The sequence below is a fragment of the Flavobacterium fluviale genome (assembly GCF_003312915.1).
GTDB classification, from domain to species: Bacteria; Bacteroidota; Bacteroidia; order Flavobacteriales; family Flavobacteriaceae; genus Flavobacterium; species Flavobacterium fluviale.
Genome location: NZ_CP030261.1, coordinates 2,394,284 through 2,412,233, shown reverse-complemented (window position 1 = coordinate 2,412,233; position 17,950 = coordinate 2,394,284). Strand labels below are relative to the sequence as shown.

Annotated in this window: 13 protein-coding genes; 3 read left to right on the top strand and 10 right to left on the bottom strand. The window is 33.7% G+C overall.

What is annotated here, in order from left to right; all coding sequences use genetic code 11:
- Positions 1–103: 103 nt before the first annotated feature.
- From cysS to lgt, 3 genes are all read left to right on the top strand, one after another.
- On the top strand, positions 104–1,585 hold the full coding sequence (gene cysS / locus HYN86_RS10605) for a cysteine--tRNA ligase (RefSeq protein WP_113678000.1): 1,482 nt from the start codon (positions 104–106) through the stop codon (positions 1,583–1,585).
- An 84-nt stretch (positions 1,586–1,669) separates the two neighbouring features.
- Positions 1,670–1,918, top strand: a complete 249-nt coding sequence (yidD, locus tag HYN86_RS10600) for a membrane protein insertion efficiency factor YidD (protein WP_113677999.1) — start codon at positions 1,670–1,672, stop codon at positions 1,916–1,918.
- 61 nt (positions 1,919–1,979) lie between these two features.
- Positions 1,980–2,912, top strand: coding sequence for a prolipoprotein diacylglyceryl transferase (gene lgt / locus HYN86_RS10595; protein WP_113677998.1), 933 nt, complete (start codon positions 1,980–1,982; stop codon positions 2,910–2,912).
- Positions 2,913–2,976: 64 nt separating this feature from the next.
- Here the strand turns inward: lgt and HYN86_RS21135 are convergent, their stop codons facing one another.
- The 10 genes from HYN86_RS21135 to HYN86_RS10540 form a co-directional block, all read right to left on the bottom strand.
- Entirely contained in the window at positions 2,977–3,219 is a 243-nt protein-coding gene (locus tag HYN86_RS21135) for an acyloxyacyl hydrolase (protein WP_230406459.1), read from the bottom strand.
- Between the two features lie 20 nt (positions 3,220–3,239).
- Complete coding sequence (locus tag HYN86_RS21130) at positions 3,240–3,584, bottom strand: hypothetical protein (RefSeq protein ID WP_230406455.1); 345 nt, start codon at positions 3,582–3,584, stop codon at positions 3,240–3,242.
- Between the two features lie 84 nt (positions 3,585–3,668).
- Complete coding sequence (secDF, locus tag HYN86_RS10585) at positions 3,669–6,659, bottom strand: protein translocase subunit SecDF (protein WP_113677997.1); 2,991 nt, start codon at positions 6,657–6,659, stop codon at positions 3,669–3,671.
- A gap of 225 nt (positions 6,660–6,884) precedes the next feature.
- Entirely contained in the window at positions 6,885–7,820 is a 936-nt protein-coding gene (gene mdh, locus HYN86_RS10580; protein WP_113677996.1) for a malate dehydrogenase, read from the bottom strand.
- A gap of 111 nt (positions 7,821–7,931) precedes the next feature.
- Positions 7,932–9,872 (bottom strand): DNA topoisomerase (ATP-hydrolyzing) subunit B, encoded by a 1,941-nt coding sequence (gene gyrB, locus HYN86_RS10575; RefSeq protein ID WP_113677995.1) that lies wholly within the window; start codon positions 9,870–9,872, stop codon positions 7,932–7,934.
- Between the two features lie 411 nt (positions 9,873–10,283).
- Positions 10,284–11,900, bottom strand: coding sequence for an asparagine synthase B (asnB, locus tag HYN86_RS10565; protein WP_113677993.1), 1,617 nt, complete (start codon positions 11,898–11,900; stop codon positions 10,284–10,286).
- Positions 11,901–12,215: 315 nt separating this feature from the next.
- Positions 12,216–13,892 (bottom strand): asparagine synthase B, encoded by a 1,677-nt coding sequence (gene asnB / locus HYN86_RS10560; RefSeq protein ID WP_113677992.1) that lies wholly within the window; start codon positions 13,890–13,892, stop codon positions 12,216–12,218.
- Between the two features lie 651 nt (positions 13,893–14,543).
- Positions 14,544–14,993 carry a hypothetical protein gene (locus tag HYN86_RS10550; RefSeq protein ID WP_113677990.1) on the bottom strand — a complete coding sequence of 150 codons (450 nt, stop codon included), beginning with the start codon at positions 14,991–14,993 and terminating at the stop codon, positions 14,544–14,546.
- Positions 14,994–15,169: 176 nt separating this feature from the next.
- Positions 15,170–16,921 (bottom strand): TonB-dependent receptor, encoded by a 1,752-nt coding sequence (locus tag HYN86_RS10545; RefSeq protein WP_113677989.1) that lies wholly within the window; start codon positions 16,919–16,921, stop codon positions 15,170–15,172.
- Positions 16,922–17,061: 140 nt separating this feature from the next.
- Positions 17,062–17,925, bottom strand: coding sequence for a PhzF family phenazine biosynthesis protein (locus HYN86_RS10540; protein ID WP_113677988.1), 864 nt, complete (start codon positions 17,923–17,925; stop codon positions 17,062–17,064).
- Positions 17,926–17,950 lie beyond the last annotated feature (25 nt).

Below are 17,950 nucleotides of genomic sequence, written 5' to 3'. Positions count from 1 at the left end.
AACAAAGTTACTAGAAACGATTAAACGTTTTACATAATCAAAAAAAACCAACATTTAAACGATTAAACAACTAACGGTTAAACGATTAAACAATAAAAAAAATATGCCACTATATAGCAGTCAGCCCTTAAAAATATACAATTCACTTTCAGGTGAAAAAGAAGATTTCAAACCAATCCATGAAGGAAATGTTGGAATGTATGTTTGTGGACCTACCGTATATAGTAATGTCCACTTAGGAAATGTGAGAACTTTTATGTCTTTTGACGTAATTTTTAGATATTTTCTGCACTTAGATTACAAGGTGCGCTATGTTCGAAATATTACCGACGTAGGACATATCGTTGACGATGTTGACGAAGGCGAAGATAAAATTGCAAAAAAAGCACGTTTAGAGCAGTTAGAACCTATGGAGGTTGTACAACGCTACACTGTCGATTTTCATGATATCTTAAAAGCATTCAATTTTCTGCCTCCAAGCATTGAGCCAACTGCAACTGGGCATATTATTGAGCAAATTGAAATCATCAAAAAAATTATAGCAACAGGAATCGGCTACGAAGCTAACGGATCTGTATATTTTGATGTTGTAAAATATAACGAAACCAATAATTACGGTGTTTTAAGCGGTAGAAATATCGAAGATATGCTAGCCAACACACGTGATCTTGACGGACAGTCGGACAAAAGAAATCCGCAGGATTTTGCACTTTGGAAAAAAGCAGAACCAGAACATATCATGAGATGGCCCTCACCATGGAGCGATGGTTTTCCTGGCTGGCATCTTGAATGTACTGCAATGAGTACCAAATATCTTGGAAATCATTTTGATATTCACGGAGGCGGAATGGATTTAAAATTTCCTCACCACGAATGTGAAATCGCACAAAACGAAGCCTGTACAGGTCAATCTCCAGTTAACTATTGGATGCATGCTAACATGCTGACTTTAAACGGAAAGAAAATGGCTAAATCGACTGGAAATAATATTTTACCAGGCGAAATTCTGAGCGGCGATAATAATATTCTAAGCAAACCATTTTCGGCTTCTGTTACTCGTTTCTTCATGCTGCAGGCACATTACAGAAGTATTTTAGATTTTTCTGATGATGCAATTGTTGCTGCAGAAAAAGGATACAAAAGATTAATGGAAGCAGTTGATGCTTTACCAAATATCGCTGCAGCTAATACCAGTTCTATTGATTTTGCAGCATGGAAACAGCTATGCTACGATGCAATGAATGACGATTTTAATACGCCTATTTTAATCGCACAGCTATTTGAAGCCGTTCGCTATATCAACTTATTAAAAGACGGCAAAGAAACTATTACTGCAAATGATTTAGCAGATTTTACAACAGCTGTAAATGCTTTTGTATTTGATGTTTTGGGTCTTAGCGATGAGAAAAATGCCGATGGAGATAATGATAAATTAGAAGGTGTTGTTAATATGCTTATCGGAATGAGAAATCAAGCTAGAGCAGACAAAAACTTTGCCCTTTCAGATCAGATTAGAGATCAATTAATTGCTTTAGGAATCCAACTAAAAGACGGAAAAGAAGGAACATCATTTAGCATTCAATAAAGAAATTAAAGTTTTGGATGTAACAAAATTCTTGTAAAGACAACAAATAGAAGTCTGAAAAACTAGACAATAAGTATTGATAAAATGTTATCCAAAATTCTAATATACCCATTTGTGCTCTTGGTTCGTTTTTATCAAACGGCAATTTCTCCGTTTACACCGGCATCCTGCAGATTTGAACCTACTTGTTCGACCTACATGATCCAAGCTTTGCAGACCCATGGATTATTCTACGGCGGGTTTTTAGGAGTAAAACGCATTTTAAGCTGTCATCCTTGGGGAAGAAGCGGTTACGATCCTGTACCAGAAAAGAAATGCAGCCATAAACATTAACCTGTTATAAAACGAGACTTTACATTAAATATTTATTTTCACAATATATAAAACATTTTACATGACACACGCCTTAAATTTTGTTTGGAATCCTTCAGAGGGAATTAATTTAGGATTTTTTATGATTCGCTATTACAGCTTAATGTTTGTAATTGCTTTTCTTTTAGGATGGTTCCTAATGAAAAAGATTTTCGAAAGAGAAAACGAATCACTAGAAAAATTAGATTCTCTATTTGTTTGGACAGTTCTGGCAACTTTAATTGGTGCACGTCTAGGACATGTTTTCTTTTACGATTGGGAATATTTCAGAAATCATTTATTGGAAATTTTCCTTCCTGTCAGATTCGAACCAAAATTTGAATTTACAGGTTTCCAAGGACTAGCAAGTCATGGAGCTGCGATTTCTATTATTGTCGCCATGTATTTTTACAGCAAAAAAATATTAAAGCGATCACTTTTATGGATCTTGGATAGAATCGTAATTCCTGTTGCCAGTGGTGCTATTTTTGTTCGTTTGGGGAATTTCTTCAATTCAGAAATCATTGGAAACGAAACTACATCTTCATTCGGAGTTCGTTTTTTACACGATACATTCAGTAAAAATGAAGCTGTACAAAAAACTGGAATTGCAGATCCAATCGAAGCCTACAATGCAATCGCAGCAGATCCAAAATTTGCCAATGTATTAGCCGAAGTTCCTGCAAGACATCCAGCCCAATTGTACGAAGCATTCTCTTATATATTTGTATTTGCTATTTTGTACTTCTTATACTGGAAAACCAATACAAGACTAAAAACCGGCTATTTATTTGGATTGTTTTTAGTTCTTTTATTTGTAGTACGTTTTATTGTAGAATTTGTAAAAGAAAGCCAAGGCGGTATAGAAGAAAACTTAGGTTATTTTTCTACAGGACAATGGTTAAGCATTCCCTTTATTATAATCGGATTATTTTTCATTATTAGAGCACAAAGAAATCCTTTAGCGCAATCATAAGAATATATTTCTCAAATAAAGAAATGCCCAATATCGCTTGATATTGGGCATTTCTATTTATAGCTTATACGAAAATACTAAACTCTACATTCTTTGTGTTATAACCCGCATTTGAGCTTCCTAAGCCTGCATTAGATACATGTCGCAAACTCGGACGAATATCAATTTGAAATATATCGTAAGAAGCCGTAAAACCAACGGCTAAAACATCTGCAAAAGCAAAACCTTTAGACATTCTTTCTGTTTCTGCATCTGTTATCAATGGGCCTATACTTCCTACAGCATAATAGGAAAATGTTTTTTCAATTGGTTTTCTAACTACAAAGCCTAAATTAAGAACAAATTGTAAACATTTTTGAGTTGCATATATTCTATTCTTTTCTCTTCAAAATTTGGCGTTTCTGGCTTTACGAAGTATAAATTTAATAGCTGATGTCTGCCAAAATTAATTTCCGGCTGTACCAAAATATCGTAAGCAAAATTTTCAGTTTTCTTGAGATTATAATAAAGCTGCGCTTTATAAAAATGGTTGGTAAAAGTATAATCCGTATTATTGAATTCGCTCCCGAAACCATAACTCATTCCTATTCTGAAATGACTGTTTTTTCGCTGCGCATTGATCTGACATACTCCAAACAAGAGGACTGCCAAGAATATTCTTTTTCTATTCATAAATAGGATTTGGATCACAAATACAAACATAAAAAAAAGATCCAGTTTTCACTGGATCTTTCTTATAATAAAAACAAAGTTTAATTACGCTTTGTTGTGTTTGTCTTCGATTGTATGTTTCTCATCATTAGAAATCGTATCAACCAATACTGGAGTTGCGATAAATAATGAAGAATAAGTACCTACGATAATACCAATTAACATAGCAAAGATAAATCCTCTAATTGATTCTCCACCAAAAATAAACATTGTCAATAATACAATAATCATCATTAATGAAGTATTCAACGTTCTTGATAATGTAGTATTAATAGAAGCATTTACTATATCTTCGAAGCTACCTTTACGGTTTCCGATGATAAACTCTCTTACCCTGTCAAATACAATTACAGTATCGTTCATAGAGTAACCAATTACAGTTAAAATCGCAGCGATAAAGTGCTGATCCATTTCCATGTGGAATGGCATGAATTTGTAGCATAAAGAGTAAATTCCTAATACAAAGATTACGTCATGCGCAACAGCTGCAATCGCACCTAATGAATACTGCCATTTACGGAAAGAAACCATTAAGTATAAGAAAATAACTGCCATTGCACCAAGAACTGCCCAGTATGAGTTAGTTTTAATATCCTCAGAGATAGAAGCCCCAACTTTAGAAGCTTGTAATACACCTACTTTTTTACCATCAAATGAGTTAATGAATTTCTCATAAGAAGTATTTGGGAAATATTTCTGTAATGAAGCGTATAATTTTTGGTTCACTTCTTCATCAATAGCTACACCATCTTCTTTAATTTTATATTTAGTAGTGATTTTCAACTGATCATCATCTCCTAAAATTTTAGCCTCAACCGGAGTTCCAAAAGCAGCAGATAATTCATCTGAAACAGCAGTTGCATCAACTGGTTTTTCAAATTTAACTTGGAAAGTTCTACCTCCAACAAAATCAACACCTTCATCTAAACCATTAATAAAGAAAATAGAAGTTAAACTTACTACTGTTACAATAGACGAGAATATATAAGTGAATTTTTTAACTTTAATGAAATCAAAGTGGAAATTAGTAAACCAATTTTTAGTAATGTTTGTAGAGAAAGTTAAATCTCCTTTTCCAGCGATATTTCTATCAATAAAAATTCTAGCAATAAAGATTGATGTAAACAATGAAGTTACAATACCAATTAATAACGTTAAAGCGAAACCTTTGATAGGACCAGTTCCGAAAATAAACAAGATAGCTCCAGTTAAAACGTGAGTAACGTTAGCGTCAATAATAGAACGCATTGCACCATGCCATCCGTAAGAAGCAGCAACTGCCTCAGAAAGCGATTTTCCTTCACGTAATTCCTCTTTCGCTCTTTCGTATATAATAATGTTCGCATCTACCGCTGTACCTAATGTTAACACGATACCTGCGATACCTGGCAATGTTAATACAAAGCCAAAACTTGCCATAATTCCGAATAAGAATAGTAAGTTTAATAATAAAGCAAGGTTTGCATACCATCCAGCTTTACCATAATAGAATACCATCCAAACGCAAACTAATAAGAATCCTAATACAGAAGAAATTGTACCTGCATCAATAGCCGCCTGCCCTAGAGAAGGACCAACTACTGTTGATTGAATAATATCTGCAGACGCTGGTAATTTACCTGCATTTAATACGTTAGCTAAATCTTTAGTTTCAGCAACATCAAAGGAACCTGTAATTTCAGATCTTCCTCCAGCAATAGGACCACTTGTAACACCTGGAGCAGAATAAACGATATCATCTAAAACAATAGCGATGTAACTTTTTTGAGCAAATGCTCTTCCTGTTAATTCTTCCCAAACTTTAGCACCTTGGCTGTTCATCTGCATAGAAACTGCAGGCTTACCCATTTGGTCAAAAGTATCTTTTGCATCAGTAACAACACCACCGCTCATTGCTGGGTTATTGTCTCTGTTTCCTTTTAAAGCGTATAATTCAACAACTTCAATATCTTTTGCACTTGCTAAATCTTTTGCTTTTTGATCTTTTATAGTTGTTGGTTTACTCCAAACAAATTTTGCATAATGCTGGTCAGCTGCCAATAAAACTCTAATTTCTGGTCTTTTAAAATAACTGTTGATTACAGCAGTATCTTTTGTAGCAAAGTAACCTAAAACTGGTCCACCGCCTTGACCTAAAATTTTGTCAAATAAAGGATTGTTTCCTTTTTTAGTATCTGTAGAATCTTTAGCATCTGTTAATAAAGCATTTAATGAATCTTTAGCAACAGTTTTAGTTTCAGTTTTTTTAACTTCAGTTTTCTTTAAAGCTTCGTTAGCAGCTACTAAGAAATTCCCGATTTCTTCAACTTTATAAGTTTCCCAAAACTCTAATTGAGCTTTTCCACCTAATAATTTTTTAATTCTATCAACATCTTTAGCACCTGGAAGCTCTACTAAGATTCTTCCTGTTTCTCCTAATTTTTGGATGTTTGGCTGTGTAACACCAAATTTATCGATACGCTCTCTTAATACTTTAAAAGCACTTTCTACAGACTCATCTACTTTTCTTTTGATAACTTTTTGAACCTGTGCGTCAGACATTTGAAAATCTACACCACCTTCTCCTTGAAGACTTCTATTAGCGAAAATATCTGGAGAAGCTAATTTTACGCTTCCTTTTGAATTTGCTTCAAAAGCTTCAAAAAACTTATTTAAATATGTTTTGTTACCTTCTAAATTTGCAGATGCATCAGCTAATGATTTATTAAAAACTGGATTTTTAGAATTATTAGCTAAACCTTTTAAAACATCTTTAATAGAAATCTGAAGAATAACGTTGATTCCTCCTTCTAAGTCAAGACCTTTATTAAGCTGCTTGTTTTTCACTTCATTGTAAGTGAAATCCGTAAAACCAAGATTTAATACTTTCTCTTTACCAATAGAATCTAAATATTTCAGCTCCTTATCAGGATTATCTCCTGCAAAAGCTTTAGCTTCACTTTTGACACCATTTGCCACAAAAGTGAATGATAGTTGGTAAATACTCACCAATGCAAATAGAATTGCGAAAAATTTAATAAGTCCTTTATTCTGCATTATTACTAAAAATTAATTATGTTTTATTTTTGTTTTTGTTTTAAAGTCCCATAAAATAAGCCCTGACATGATTTTTTAAAACAAAAATACGAGATCACGAATTACCAATTTTTTTTTAAACCGAGCAAATATATAATTAACGAAAATATTAACCAATTTATTTATTGATTAATCTCAAAAAAAAAGCTGCAAAAGTGCAGCCTTTTCTCTTTTTTGCCGTTTTTATTATACTAAAATCGTTTTTAAGGCATCATTCATACTACGAACTGCATCTGCACTTTTCGCAAATAATGCTTTTTCCTGATCATTTAAGTTAATATCTAAAATTTCTTCTACACCATTTTTACCAATTATACATGGCACCCCAATACAGATATCGCTTTGTCCATATTCTCCTTCTACGAAAACAGAACACGCGATCATTTTCTTTTGATCGTTCAAGATACTGTCCACTAAATAGGCTACAGAAGCTCCAGGTGCGTACCAAGCAGAAGTTCCTAATAAACCAGTAAGCGTTGCGCCTCCTACCATAGTATCTGCCGCTACTTTTTGTAATACTTCTTCTGAAAGAAATTCTGAAACTGGAATTCCGTTATATGAAGCCAGACGCGTTAATGGAATCATGGTTGTATCACCATGGCCTCCAATTACCATTGCTGAAATATCATTTGCAGGTTTATCTAAAGCCAATGAAAGATACGTTCTAAAACGAGAACTATCCAAAGCTCCACCCATTCCTATAATTCTATTTTTTGGAAGACCAGTCGCTTTTAAAGCCAGATAAGTCATAGTGTCCATCGGATTCGAAACTACAACAATTATTGTATCTGGAGAATATTTCAATACATTTTCAGCAACTGTTTTAACAATTCCTGCATTTATACCAATTAATTCTTCTCTTGTCATTCCTGGTTTTCTTGGAATTCCTGATGTAATTACTACTACATCACTTCCAGCAGTTTTAGAATAATCGTTGGTAACGCCAGATACTTTAGTATTAAAACCAGTATTTGTCGCGCATTGTGTAATATCCAATGCTTTACCTTCGGCAAAACCTTCTTTAATATCCAACAATACTACTTCGCTGGCAATTCCTCTATAAGAAATAACATCAGCACATGTAGCTCCAACATTTCCTGCTCCTACAATGGTAACTTTCATATTTTATACTTTATCGGTTATTAATTATTTGTCTATCCCTTAAAAGACAATTCGTTTAATTGTCTAGTAAATTTAAACAATTAAACGAATTGAAATTATTAATTTTTTATTTTATGCGTCGATATTTGCGTAAACTGCATTTTTCTCGATAAATTCTCTACGAGGCGGTACTTCGTCACCCATTAACATAGAGAAAACTCTATCTGCTTCTGCTAAACTATCAATCGTTACCTGACGTAGTGTTCTGAAGTTTGGATCCATTGTAGTTTCCCACAATTGCTCCGCGTTCATCTCTCCAAGACCTTTATAACGCTGAATTGCGGCGCTTCCACCCATTCTCTCGTTTGCTTGATCACGCTGTACATCATTCCAAGCATATTCTTTTTTGTTTCCTTTCTTAACTAAATACAAAGGAGGCGCTGCAATGTAAACGTGACCTTCTTCAATTAGCTCTTTCATGAAACGGAAAAAGAACGTTAATATTAAGGTAGAAATGTGACTACCATCGACATCGGCATCACACATGATGATTACTTTATGGTAACGTAATTTTTCAATATTAAGAGCTTTACTGTCTTCTGCAGTTCCTACAGTTACCCCTAAAGCAGTAAATATATTTCTAATCTCTTCGTTTTCGAATACTTTATGATGCATCGCTTTTTCAACGTTCAAAATCTTACCACGTAATGGCAGAATTGCTTGAAAGTTACGATCACGTCCTTGTTTTGCTGTTCCACCAGCCGAATCTCCCTCGACTAAGTAAACCTCACATCTTGCAGGATCCTGCTCAGAACAATCTGATAATTTCCCTGGAAGTCCGCCACCGCCCATAACGGTTTTACGCTGCACCATTTCACGTGCTTTTTTCGCTGCGTGACGTGCCTGAGCCGCTAAAATTACTTTTTGGATGATTACACGAGCATCATTCGGATTTTCTTCCAAATAATTCTCAAGCATTTCCCCAACAGCTTGTGAAACTGGAGAAACTACTTCTCTGTTTCCAAGTTTAGTTTTAGTTTGTCCTTCGAATTGTGGTTCTGCAACTTTTACCGAAATAATAGCTGTTAATCCTTCACGGAAGTCATCTCCTGCGATTTCGAATTTCAATTTATCTAACATTCCAGATGCATCTGCGTATTTTTTAAGTGTTCTTGTCAAACCACTTCTAAAACCTTGTAGATGCGTTCCTCCTTCGTGTGTATTAATATTATTTACGTAAGAAAAAATATTCTCAGTATAACTTGTATTATAAATCAAGGCAACTTCAACTGGAATTTCACCTTTATCGTGATCCATGCTGATTACGTGAGAGATAATTGGCTCACGGTTTCCATCTAAGTAGCGGATATATTCTTTAAGACCTTCGTCTGAATGAAATACTTCACTTTTAAATTCACCTTTTTCGTCAACTTCTCTTTTATCTGTAAAGGTAATCGTGATTCCTTTATTTAAGAAAGAAAGCTCACGCATACGTGCTGAAAGCGTATCGTATGAAAATTCAGTAGTCTGAGTAAAAATTGTATTATCTGGAAAGAAAGTCTGGCGTGTACCTCTCTTATCTGTTTCTCCAATTTGTTTTACAGGATATAAAGATTTTCCTCTTTCATATTCCTGCTCATAAATCTTACCATCTCTAAATACAGTAGATTTCATGTGAACTGAAAGGGCATTTACAACTGAAACCCCTACCCCGTGTAAACCTCCGGAAACTTTATATGAATCTTTGTCGAATTTACCACCGGCTCCAATTTTTGTCATTACAACTTCAAGTGCCGAAACACCTTCTTTTTTATGTAAATCAACTGGAATACCACGTCCATTATCTTCAACTGTAATCGAACCATCTTCGTTTATTGCAACACCAATGGTATCACAATGCCCTCCCATGGCCTCATCAATAGAGTTATCAACAACCTCATAAACTAAATGATGCAGTCCTCGAACTCCTACATCTCCAATATACATCGATGGACGCATTCTTACGTGCTCCATTCCTTCTAATGCCTGAATACTATCTGCTGAATAATTGTTCTTCTTGATTTCTTCGCTCATATAATTTATTCTAATAAATGTATTTACTGTCTAACACGCAAATATATAAAAACGCAGGCTATATACCCATTAAAATACGACTTAAAGCACTTAAGTTATTAACACAATTGTCTGAAAAACCTAAAAATAACTTCAAAAATGAATTTAAATTCAAATTTTCTTTAATTCCAAATTCCAAAAATGGAAATAACGTAAAAAATGAATCTTTTTTAAATTCCGATCGCTTAAATTTCAAATTCCAAAAGCAATAATGAATTATTAGAAAAATCATTTTTTGAAATTCCAAATTCCAAAAATTAAAACATATAAAAAAACCGAAACTACAATTGAATGCATTTCGGTTTTGTTTTTGATCCAAAATTGGAGTTTGGAATTTATTTTATTTGAGTTTTCAACTTTCGAATTTAACTCCTAAACTGCAACTCCAGATTTTACTTTCTCAAAGTTTCCTTGTAAATGCGCAGCGTTCGCTCTTCCACTTGGATCAAGGTTTTCCTGCCATTTTGGAATCCATTTGCGCACTGTTTGTGCAGCACTTACCTGTGGATAATATTTATGGAAAATTGATCGATATAAATAAGCTTCTTTTGTTGTTGGCGAATTGTATGGAAATTCAACACTAGCACCAGCCAATTGTTCATCTGTCACCTGCGAAGCACAATATTCAATTAACTCATCGACCCAATTGTATCCAACTCCATCTGAAAATTGTTCTTTCTGGCGCCATAGAACATCTGCCGGCAAGTAAGGATCTTCAGGAGTATCAAAAGCTTTTCTTAAAATGTATTTTTCAACTCCATCATAAGTTTTAGGCTGTTTTTCTTCTGTTTTAATACGGATATTTACATCTAAAAATTCTGTATCTAAAAACGGAAACCTCACTTCTAGTCCGTGTGCCATTGTTGTTTTATCTGCACGCAGCAAATCAGCTGTAAATAACTTCTGAACTCTCTCTATTGTTTCATCCTGAAATTCTTCTGCAGATGGTGCATTTCTAAAATACAAATGACCTCCAAAAACTTCATCTGCTCCTTCTCCTGATAAAATTACTTTAACTCCTTGTTCAGCAATTGCTTGAGACAATAAATACATTGGAACTCCAGATCGTACACAGATAATATCGTACGTTTCAATATGATAAATTACTTTTTCTAAAATCTGCACACCTTCCTCTACAGAAAAGTGAATTTCGTGATGATCTGTCCCTAAAAATTCCGCTGCTTTTCTTGCGGCAATATTATCTGGTGAATCAGCGTCTAATCCAATTGAAAAAGAATGCAGTTTTTCTCCGTTCCCTTTTAATAATCTAGAAGCAATTGATGATGTTAATGAAGAATCTAATCCTCCTGAAAGTATAACACCAACTGAAACATTTGCTAATAAACGTTTGCTTGTTGCATTTATTAAACTTTGACGAATTGAACCTAAGTCCAAAGAATGATCTGCATTTTTATGATCTTCGTATTCAGGGTGGTAATATTTTACAAAACCAGTTTTTGCGGTATAATAATGTCCTGGAGGAAAAGTAGAAAATGACTTACATTGATCTGCAACAGCTTTCATTTCTGAAGAAAAATAAATTCTCCCTCTTTCATCTAAACCATAATACAGCGGTTTAACACCTATAGGATCACGACCAGCTATGTATTTATCACCATCGATAACTACGAAAGCAAAGTCACCATCAAGTTTATTACAGAAATCATAACCAAACTCTTCATAAAGATGTACAATTACCTCAGAATCAGAAGCCGTTCTAAATGTATGATGTTTTAAAACAGTATCCTTAAGTTCTTGATAGTTATAAATTTCGCCATCATGCACCATCCAGGCATTTTGAGTTCCTTGAATTGGCTGCTTTCCCGAATTAAGGTCTATTATCGACAGGCTTTCATGACAAAGTATACTGCCATTTTCCATAATATGAATATCACTTTCATCAGGTCCTCGATGTGACATTCTTTCAGAAAGTTGTTTTACAAGCTTGGGGTCTTTTCCTTTACCAATAACGGCCAATAATCCAGACATACTATTCTATTTTTTTATTTTTTTCTGCTGTACAAGATCTTAACATCATCTGCACATTAAAAAATCATTAAAATTTTTCACTAAAAGCAAAACTAAATATTATTTTCTGCTTTTCTACATTTTCGAAACTAAAATTTCAGCGAATTACTTTATTTCGGCGAATGCCAAATATAAAAAAGTAAGTTCAAATCAATATTAGAAAAAAAACTACAAAGAACTGAAATAGAGATTTTAACAATTTTAGACAAGAAAGACGTTCTTAATAAGAACGTCTTTCTGCAATATATATACTAATTCAAAAAATTAAACTCGTTTTTAAGCTTTAGCATAAGCATCATCGTGAACACTTGCCACTGCTCTACCAGAAGGATCATTCATGTTTTTGAATGCCTCATCCCACTCCAAAGCAATTTTTGTACTACAAGCCACACTTGCTTCCTGAGGCACACATAAAGCTGCTGCATCACTTGGGAAATGTTCTGTAAAGATCGAACGATAGTAATACTCTTCTTTTGAAGTTGGCGTTTGTAACGGGAATTTAAATCTAGCGTTTGCTAATTGCTCGTCTGAAACTTCTCTGGCTACCACTTCTTTTAAAGTATCAATCCAGCTGTATCCTACTCCATCAGAAAATTGTTCTTTTTGTCTCCAAGCTACACTTTCTGGAAGCATATCTTCAAAAGCTTTACGAACTACCCATTTTTCCATCGGATGCTCTTTGTTGATCATTTTATCTTGTGGGTTGATGCGCATTGCAACATCCATAAATTCTTTATCTAAAAATGGCACACGACCTTCGATTCCCCAAGCTGCTAAACTTTTGTTGGCACGTAAGCAGTCGTACATATGAAGTTTTCCTAATTTACGAACGTTTTCTTCGTGAAATTCTCTAGCATTTGGCGCTTTATGGAAATACAAATATCCTCCAAATAACTCATCTGCACCTTCTCCAGAAAGAACCATTTTGATTCCCATTGATTTGATAACTCTCGCCATTAACCACATTGGAGTCGAAGCTCTAACTGTAGTTACATCATACGTTTCTAAGTTATAAATTACATCACGAACAGCATCCAAACCTTCTTGGATAGTGAATTTAATTTCGTGGTGAATCGTTCCGATATGGTCTGCCACTTTACGTGCCGCAGCTAAATCTGGAGAACCTTCTAAACCAACTGAAAAAGAGTGCAATTGCGGATACCAAGCATCTGTAGTGTCGTCTGACTCAATTCTTTTTTGAGCAAATTTCTTAGCCACAGCCGAAGTAATAGACGAATCTAAACCTCCAGAAAGTAAAACTCCATAAGGAACATCACTCATTAATTGTCTGTGAACCGCTGCTTCTAACGCTTTTTTGATTTCCGGAATACTTGTTTCGTTGTCTTTTACAGCATCATATTCTGTCCAGTCTCTTTTGTACCATTGTACAAATTCGCCATCTTTGCTTGATAAGTAATGCCCTGGAGGAAATAATTCAATTTTGGTACAATATCCTTCTAACGCTTTCAATTCAGAAGCAACGTAAAAAGTTCCGTGCTGATCCCATCCAATATACAATGGAATAATTCCCATATGATCACGAGCAACAAAATACTCGTCTTTATCAACATCATAAATTGCAAATCCAAAGATTCCGTTTAATTCATCAACAAAACTTACTCCTTTTTCTTTATATAAAGCTAAAATAACCTCACAGTCACTTTCAGTTTGAAAGTTATATTTTCCTTCAAATTGTTTACGTAAATCTCTGTGATTGTAAATCTCACCGTTTGCAGCTAAAACCAATTTTTTATCTTCTGTAAATAAAGGTTGTTTTCCTGAAGCTGGATCTACAATTGCCAAACGCTCGTGAGAAAGAATCGCTTTATCATTGCTGTAAATTCCGCTCCAGTCTGGTCCGCGGTGACGAATGATTTTTGACATTTCTAATACTTGAGGTCTTAACGCTTCGGCTTTTTGTTTAAGATCAAAGGCACATACAATTCCACACATAATTTTATATTTTAATTCTTTAAATTTTAATTTGATAGGGCAAAGATGTAATATTAGTTACAATTGAAAAACATAAATATGCATTTCAATTACATTTTATAACCATAACTTTGTTTTTACATATAAAATGTAAAATTTAGAAGTAAAAACAAGCTTGAAACTTGAAAATTTTAATCTTGACTACAAAACCAGTTAAAAAATGAAAGTGTAAAGCAGTTTTTTGAATTAAATTCTGAGTTATTCCAGTATCATTAAAAAATTCGCAAAAAGAAGAATAATCAGTGCTCAGAAATTATTATTATCTAGCGCTGTCTAGATTTTAGGTCTTACTTTTCATCTTAACGAAGGAAAGATCACACAAGTAAGTCCGCATGCTAATTCGCCAATCTTTATCAAGTTTCTAGTACAATACCTCCTTCTTCAGGGTGAGAAACTTTGCGGTTAAGGCAGTGCTTTAAAAAAATAAACTATTCCTATAATTATTAACATCCCAATTAGCAGCCAATGCTCAAAGGTTTTTCCTTTAATTTGGAACTTATAAAGCTTATCATTTTCCGTAACATCTTTTTTCCATAATTTATGAATCTTATAAAAGGCATAAGAAGCACCAAAGAATGAAAAACTACATATTAAGTGCATAAAATTCATCTACTAGCTAATTTGTTCAATAGTATAATGTGTCTTATTAATCTCAAACTCAAACCCCACTTTATTCCCCATCAAATGATTTCCTAAAGGAGATTGCGGAGAAAGCGCAATCACATTTATGCCGTCAATGGTAATTTTAGGAAGTGCAACGCTCACGTATAAATAGATTCCGTTTGCTTTTACTAAACTTCCTAAAACAATATTTTCGGTTATTTTAAGCGGATCAATTTTATCTAAAATTGCTTTTTGAGCAATAGCTTCTTTCAATTTATTCGTTAGCTTTTCCTGTTCTATGTGCATCATTGATAGCGCGGTTTCGTGTTTATCCCCCGCAGAACCTTTGGCATCGTTTTTAGAATCTTCGGTTAAGTTTGAAATCATGTCTTTAAAAACATCAATTCTGTCCTGAACCATTTGTATATAGTGGGAATATATTTTTTCTTTAAAAGTCATTTTTTTGAGGTACTGAGGTTTTATGGCACAAAGATGCAAAGGTTTTTCCTTTATTAAAAAAAACAGCCACGAATTCACGAATCTACTCCAAAAAATTCATGAGTTCATGGCTGAAAAAAAAGGCACTTTTTATATTATATATAATTTTTGTGCCTTGGTGTCTTTGTGGCTATGTTTTAAAAATCAAATTTATAATTTGCTCCTCCTAAAACTTGGAATCCTTGTACAGGATAATTTAACCATTTTTCATAAGCCTGATTTCCAATATTATTCAATTTCAAGAAAAACGTTAAACGTTCGTTGAATTTATAACCAACATGGGCGTTTGCATCAAAATAACTTTTTAAAGTTATTGGAGCATAATTTGCCATAATTCCAGAATTTACCTGCATGTCTTTTCTTTCACCCACATAAAAAACATTCAGCCCAGCGTATAATTGCTTAGTAATATTAACGTCTAAAGTCGAACTTAATTTCATTGTTGGTAAATTCCAGGCTTCAACTGCGTTATCTGTATTATAACTATTAAATGTTCCGTTGATTCCAAAAGTTACATTCTGAGAAAAATCGGCTTTTAATTCTCCGTAAAAACGGAAAGTTCTAATATCCTCGTATACTACTCCAAATGAATTCCCAAAAGCATAATCTTCATTTGTAATTACTTCTGTGTAATCATTTGCTTTAAATAACGCTTTATCTTTTTCATTCATGTAAGAACCTGTCAAATTATAATTGACATTATTTGCCAGCTTTCCTTTCAATCCTGCAAAAACATTGTATTGTGTACTAGACGGACGCATATTTAAAGTTGGAGACAAAAACGGATTTTCAGTCACAAAATCGGCGTAAGAATTCTGAGCTAAACCACCATTTACTCCGGTGTAGAAAATCATTAAATCACCCACTAATTTATAAGAAGCATTTACTTTTGGATAAATATAGAATTTATTGCCGCTGTTCTCAGAATCTGCGCTGTAGAAAACACCAGCTCCTAATTCTAATGTCCAATCGTTTTCATTAATTACAAAACTCGGCTCAATTCCAACATTTGTAAAACTGTATTTCAAAGCTTCTGTATTATCTTGTAAATAATTATTTTTAAAAGAGCCGCTTACGTGATCTACAATAACATTTGTTTTGATTGCCTGATCCATTACATCGACAGTAAACGTAGGTTTTACAAAAAATCTATTTTCTGATGAAGAATAGCTGTCTGAAAAATGAGTGAATTTTGTAGAAAGATTACTAAAAATACTTTCTGTAAATTCAGCATTTCCACCAATCCAAAAAGTATTATAAGAATGATCTGGATTTATACTATTCACTAAATCATAACGCTGATCTGGAATTGTAGAACCAAAATCCGACGGAAGTCCGTACCAATTATAGATCTGATTTTGATAACCTAAATCAATATTCCAAGAATTATCTCTATTGTTTTGACCGTAACCAATATTAATTGCGGTATCGTAAAATTCATCGTTTAACTCTACATCTTTTATTCCGCCCTGCGAAGAATGATGACGAAACATTCCTGCCAGATAATCATTATTCCCCAAATCCTGATTTACAAATAATTCTGCGTTTAAAGTACTGTAATTACCTAATCCTAAAGTGGCATAATTATTAAATAATCTTTCTTTTTTAGCTTTTTCAACACCTTCTGCTTTTCCTTTAGAAGGTGTAAAAGTAGAAGCCACAGGAACAGATAAAATACTGTATTTAATAACTTCTTTTGGCTGATTGCCGCTGTCTTCAAGCGAAGGAGTTTCTTTCACTTTAAAAGCATCAGAAATAGTCGGCGAGTAAGGTTTTACAACATTTACAGTCTCCGTTCCGATACTTTCATTTTTCTTCTGCGCAATCGAAAACTGAGCTGTCAATAACACTAACAAAATGATTATTTTATGTCGGCAGTTTAATTTCATATTTCTTTCTTTTTGAGAGAAAAGAATACAGAAGTAAGAACATAGACTTCTCTTCTTTTTTTCTAATTCCTCTATATACTGTTATTTATTTCTTGATTTTATAAATCTATCTTCTTTACTCTTTATTCTGTTATTTTAGACTAAGCTTCCCACTCTCCCTTAGCAATAAATTGTGCTTTTCCTCCAATGTTAATATCATATTGATCATCAACTAATTTTCCTTTAAAATAAATCTGCGAAGGTCTATTAATAAAATCTCCCTGATAATTAATTAGATCTATTTCTTTCGTATTGTATTTTAGCAGAGACGCTTGTAAACATGTGCTTGCACTTCCCGTTGCAGCATCTTCTAATAACTGATTATGCTCTATATATAATAATCGGCTCATTACTTTTGAACCTTCGAAATAGTAAAAATATAAACCTCTATGATCGGTTTTGCAGTGCTGCTTCATCCATTTATCTGCTTTATCTTTATCTAAAACTAGATTTTCTAAAGCTCTTTTACTGCTTAAGGGAACCATAACAAAGGCACTTCCGGTTGTAACTTCCTGAATTGGAAATTGATTTTCAAAATCGCTGACCTGCAAATTGCTAAAAAGCGTAAAATCTTCTTTCGAAAAAACATCCCAAAATTTTGGCTGAGCTGCTTTTAACCAAATCAAATCTTCTGTCTGATGAATTGGAATTTCTCCAATCGGAACTTTAAGTTTGATTTCGTTTGGCGAATTTTCGAATACTTTATTCATCAAAACCCATGAAGTTCCAATAATTGGATGTCCTGCAAACTGCATTTCATGCGCCGGAGTAAAAATTTTAATTTCAGCTTTGTTATTTTCTCTGTCCAATTTGGTCACAAATGTGCTTTCTGCGAAATTAATTTCATGAGCAATTTGCTGCATTTGTTCAGAACTTAGATTCTCTGCATCCATAAAAACTGCCAGCTGATTTCCAGCATATTTTTTATCGGCAAAAACATCAACTATATAAAAGGGTAAACTCATAACTTGTAAAATGTATTTTGTGACA

Excerpts from the sequence above, each read along its gene's own strand:
- cysS (WP_113678000.1), top strand. The coding sequence starts at position 104 with ATGCCACTATATAGCAGTCAGCCCTTAAAAATATACAATTCACTTTCA.
- yidD (WP_113677999.1), top strand. The coding sequence starts at position 1,670 with ATGTTATCCAAAATTCTAATATACCCATTTGTGCTCTTGGTTCGTTTT.
- lgt (WP_113677998.1), top strand. The coding sequence starts at position 1,980 with ATGACACACGCCTTAAATTTTGTTTGGAATCCTTCAGAGGGAATTAAT.
- HYN86_RS21130 (WP_230406455.1), bottom strand. The coding sequence starts at position 3,584 with ATGAATAGAAAAAGAATATTCTTGGCAGTCCTCTTGTTTGGAGTATGT.
- secDF (WP_113677997.1), bottom strand. The coding sequence starts at position 6,659 with ATGCAGAATAAAGGACTTATTAAATTTTTCGCAATTCTATTTGCATTG.
- mdh (WP_113677996.1), bottom strand. The coding sequence starts at position 7,820 with ATGAAAGTTACCATTGTAGGAGCAGGAAATGTTGGAGCTACATGTGCT.
- gyrB (WP_113677995.1), bottom strand. The coding sequence starts at position 9,872 with ATGAGCGAAGAAATCAAGAAGAACAATTATTCAGCAGATAGTATTCAG.
- asnB (WP_113677993.1), bottom strand. The coding sequence starts at position 11,900 with ATGTCTGGATTATTGGCCGTTATTGGTAAAGGAAAAGACCCCAAGCTT.
- asnB (WP_113677992.1), bottom strand. The coding sequence starts at position 13,892 with ATGTGTGGAATTGTATGTGCCTTTGATCTTAAACAAAAAGCCGAAGCG.
- HYN86_RS10550 (WP_113677990.1), bottom strand. The coding sequence starts at position 14,993 with ATGACTTTTAAAGAAAAAATATATTCCCACTATATACAAATGGTTCAG.
- HYN86_RS10545 (WP_113677989.1), bottom strand. The coding sequence starts at position 16,921 with ATGAAATTAAACTGCCGACATAAAATAATCATTTTGTTAGTGTTATTG.
- HYN86_RS10540 (WP_113677988.1), bottom strand. The coding sequence starts at position 17,925 with ATGAGTTTACCCTTTTATATAGTTGATGTTTTTGCCGATAAAAAATAT.